Source organism: Dapis hubbardiae BLCC-M172, assembly GCF_050016015.1.
Lineage (GTDB): Bacteria > Cyanobacteriota > Cyanobacteriia > Cyanobacteriales > Microcoleaceae > Trichodesmium.
The window spans coordinates 6,055-9,900 of record NZ_JBNHEQ010000272.1; the positions used below are offsets into that span (position 1 = coordinate 6,055).

Below are 3,846 nucleotides of genomic sequence, written 5' to 3' on the forward strand. Positions count from 1 at the left end.
ATTTTGGAATTGAAAACTAGATCGTTATAGTTAAGGGGTGGCGATAATGAAACTATAACTGGTTCTTTGAGCTATTAGCTACTATTTACCGTTGTTCAAATGAATTTGATATTCGGCAGATTTAATATCAAATCCGCTGGGCAACGGAAGTGATATAATTCTACCATCATAAAAGAGCGAAAACTCCTAGTTTATCGAGGGTTTGGAGACCAAACCCCTACGGTATTGAATTATACGGATACTACCGGATTTGATCTCATATAAATTTTTTCCCTAAATAAATTTGAAAGTTAGAATTACATTGATAAAACCTGATTCAATATTTTTTTCTGTTCTTCAACAATATTATCTGGAATATAATCGAAAATTTTAATTTCTTCTCCTTCTTCATTCTCTGAAGGAAGGGGAGAATTTGCAGTACATAAAAATACTAATCCCACCGACCAACCAAAACCCCGTTGTTTAACTTCACTATAATATTCAGAATATCCTAATAACTGTTGTTTTGTAACTGTAATATTTAACTCTTCTTGTGCAATTCTCTGAATAGCATCTTCAATATATTCTTGATAAAAAACTGTACCTCCAGGAAGATGCCAAAGATTATTCCAAGCAGCATCTTTTCTAAGAGTTAATACCACACCTGTTTCAGTTTTCACAACTACTTCTACAACAAGTCTGGGAACTTGAGAATATAATAGTTTAAACTCTTCTGGAGAAAAAGGTTTTTTGCGAGTCATTTAATTTTATCTACCTGTATATTTCATATTATTTAAACAGACAAAAACTGGCATGAAACCTAAAATTTGGAATCTGCCAGCCTTAAAATAAGAGTCAACGATTAATATTAATTTTATCAGAAAATTACAAAGTTAATTAACAGGGGTCAAAATAATCACTGTACGCTGGTTTACATCAGCATAGGGATCTGTACCTGGGAGTGGTTGAGAATAACCAACTCCTTCACCAACAACCTCATGGGGTAAATTTTGCCCTTTTAAATATCTGACCACAGCGTCTGCTCGGTCTTGGGAAATTAGTTGATTTACCTGAGTATCACCAACTCTCGATGTATGACCTTCAACTTTAATAGTAACTTTATTAGGATCGTATTCCTTAATTTCTGAGATGAGACTATTTATAGTTTGCTCTGCTGGGGAAGATAATTCAAATTCATTGAGACCAAATTTGACTTGACCAAGAGTTTTTGCTTTAGTCAAAGATTTTCCTTGTGACTGAGATGTTTCCGCTATGTCTGTTGTAGCAATGGGAGTCTCAGGTTCGGGTTGTGATGTAGTAGTTGGTTGTAGAGTTTCAGCGTTAGTAGTAGTTTCTGTCGTATCAATAGTAGGTTCTTCGGTAGAGGTTGTTGTTTCTGTCGTATCAGTAGTAGGTTCTTCGGTAGAGGTTGTTGTTTCTGTCGTATCAGTAGTAGTTTCTTCGGTAGAGGTTGTTGTTTCTGTGTTTACCTCTGACTGTCGATCTGTCGTTGTCGCAATTGTAGTTGTATCAGTTTCTAAGGTTTCTGTCGTTGTAGTTGCAGAGTCTGCTTCAGTAGTAGTAGTAGTAGTTGTATCAGTTTCTAGGGTTTCTGTTACTTGAATTTCTTCTGTTTGAGAATCTACATTTTCCGAATCTACATTTTCGGTTAATTGAACATCAATAGTGGGGCGTTTAAAAGCGTTAGGACTAGCAAAAGCCCAAGCGGAAATAATCATAAAGCCCATACACCCTGCTAAAATTGTAGGACCTAAAACTTGTTGCTTATCTATTTTTTTTTCTGCACTCATATCTAAAATATCGCTCCAAACTAGATTGGTATTATTATTTTTATTGAACTAATCTGACGATCTAATGATCGAGGTTGATAGAATTTCCCAATTAAACCAAATTTTAGTAATGGTTATGATATTGAGATTCTTGCCCTTATTTATAACAGGATTTTATGAGAAAGGGTATATAGTGCTACGCGCAAGTCAAAAGTAGGGGCAAATGGCCATTTGCCCCTACAGAAGTCAGAAGTAATTCCTGGCTAAGTTTGAGTATTTATAAATGTCTGCGACCTATTTGCGTATTGCTATAGAAGCCATTTGGGATCTATTTAAAATTAGAGATTGAGAGTAGGGGTAGGGACGTTGCATAAGGGCGTCCGTACGGGAGTGTGGGGAGATGAGAAGATGGGGTGTATTAAATATCCTCCCACTCATCCCATCATCAAATCAATTATTACCCATTTTTTATCAATTAATTCTCCACCAAGACCTATTTTCTGGAGATACGCTTAGGGGTTCTATAAATAGTAATATCATGTCCGGATAAGAGTGTGATAAAAAAAACTTTCTCCTTCTTTTCCTGTTCTTCTTTCTTCCCTCCTGACTCCTGTACGGGCGTTAACGATAGTTATGCGAAGCTAACGGCCGTTCGCCCCTACGACTCCTGACTCCTCCATGGTTATTTATTTATCACTGTTCAACCGGACATGATATAACGTATTTTTCTGAAGTTCTTTATATTCCATTGAATTTTGCTTTGCTGAAATAGTCGAATGCTATAGCGCTTCAGAGAAGTCACCCATGCAAAAGTCAAAAGTCATCTATTAAGATTTTATATCAAATCCGCTTGCTTTGGAGTATTATAAGAAACCGGGTTTATGGGAGGTAAATGTTAGTATGCTGGGGTATTTAATAAACTCGGTTTCTCTGCTTTTTTATACCGATGCTACCGGATTTGATATTATAGACTAAAAACTTGGACGCTACAGTAATTTCCGGGAATTATTTCACATCTAAAAGTTTGAAAATATTTGTAATATCTTTAAAGTAAATTGGTATGAAAATTTAGTTTTCTAGCTGAGGAAGTGGAAGATTAATAATTTTGTCTAATAATTTAGATTTTAATTTTAAATTTTCTAATAAACTGACAATTATATATCTCTAGAATAATTAGAGACGTTCCACGGGAACGCCTCTAGAAATTTTTGATTAGTATTAATTAACCAACTGTATAAGCGGTACTAAGTCCCCACAAAAGGAGAAAGACTATACCACCTAAAATAATAATCGCAGAAATAGCGATCGCGCTGGGAGTATCTGCTCCCTTAAATTTCATTATTCCACGGTCGAGGTCTGACATGGTTTTTTTCTCCTAAGCTCTATAATTTTGATTTTAGCTAAGAACTATTAGAAATATGTCTATGCTGCTACTATATTTTGTCTTATTTTTGTTTCTGATTCGTCTCGAATTTTAAAATAATAATAAAGATTGGCAATGGTCATATTTGAGGCGGTTTGTAAATTGGATAATCCCAGGGTTTTGTAATTTGCCTTAACTGACTCTTGACTGATATAAGACTCATATTGTTTCCTCTTTTCTGGTTTCATTAAAAATAATATTTGGTCTTGTAAAGATAGGAGATAAGATTTTTGTTTTAAGTCTTCATAGAATTGTTGTTCTGGTGCTTCTGTAAGGGAGGAGTTTGTATCGGTAGTTTCGATAATTTCTGACTCTGAAAAATATGCACTTTCTAATAGTTGTAGTTCGGATGGAGGGAGAGAGATTGACCAATCAATTTGATTTTGCCACAGGTTTAATGCTGCTAAGTCGTGATGATAAATTCTCGTAATTTCTGGAAAGATAAAATCTAGTTCAGCTTCTGTTTTTATTCGGTTAATAACTGTTAGAGAATCTTGGCGAATTTTATTTTGTAAATCTGAGAGACTCTTACTCGTTGCTTTAGGTTCATTTTGCAGTTGATAAGTTAATATAATTGCCTGTTCTATTGCCCAACTACTACGAGAAAATATTACAACTTAAATAAGATTACTATATAACTTTTCCAAAGGAGAC

Annotated in this window: 4 protein-coding genes; all 4 read right to left on the reverse strand. The window is 34.7% G+C overall.

Going from position 1 to position 3,846, the window contains the following annotated elements; all coding sequences use genetic code 11:
- Nucleotides 1–296: 296 nt before the first annotated feature.
- Complete coding sequence (locus ACP6PK_RS25345) at nucleotides 297–740, reverse strand: NUDIX hydrolase (RefSeq protein ID WP_426563727.1); 444 nt, start codon at nucleotides 738–740, stop codon at nucleotides 297–299.
- Between the two features lie 132 nt (nucleotides 741–872).
- Complete coding sequence (locus ACP6PK_RS25350; protein WP_426563729.1) at nucleotides 873–1,790, reverse strand: OmpA family protein; 918 nt, start codon at nucleotides 1,788–1,790, stop codon at nucleotides 873–875.
- Between the two features lie 1,201 nt (nucleotides 1,791–2,991).
- A complete protein-coding gene (locus tag ACP6PK_RS25355; protein ID WP_168186274.1) occupies nucleotides 2,992–3,132 on the reverse strand; it encodes a hypothetical protein in 141 nt (46 codons plus the stop codon).
- Nucleotides 3,133–3,191: 59 nt separating this feature from the next.
- On the reverse strand, nucleotides 3,192–3,380 hold the full coding sequence (locus ACP6PK_RS25360; RefSeq protein ID WP_426563731.1) for a hypothetical protein: 189 nt from the start codon (nucleotides 3,378–3,380) through the stop codon (nucleotides 3,192–3,194).
- Between the last annotated feature and the right edge of the window lie 466 nt (nucleotides 3,381–3,846).

Excerpts from the sequence above, each read along its gene's own strand:
- ACP6PK_RS25345 (WP_426563727.1), bottom strand. The coding sequence starts at position 740 with ATGACTCGCAAAAAACCTTTTTCTCCAGAAGAGTTTAAACTATTATAT.
- ACP6PK_RS25350 (WP_426563729.1), bottom strand. The coding sequence starts at position 1,790 with ATGAGTGCAGAAAAAAAAATAGATAAGCAACAAGTTTTAGGTCCTACA.
- ACP6PK_RS25355 (WP_168186274.1), bottom strand. The coding sequence starts at position 3,132 with ATGTCAGACCTCGACCGTGGAATAATGAAATTTAAGGGAGCAGATACT.
- ACP6PK_RS25360 (WP_426563731.1), bottom strand. The coding sequence starts at position 3,380 with ATGAAACCAGAAAAGAGGAAACAATATGAGTCTTATATCAGTCAAGAG.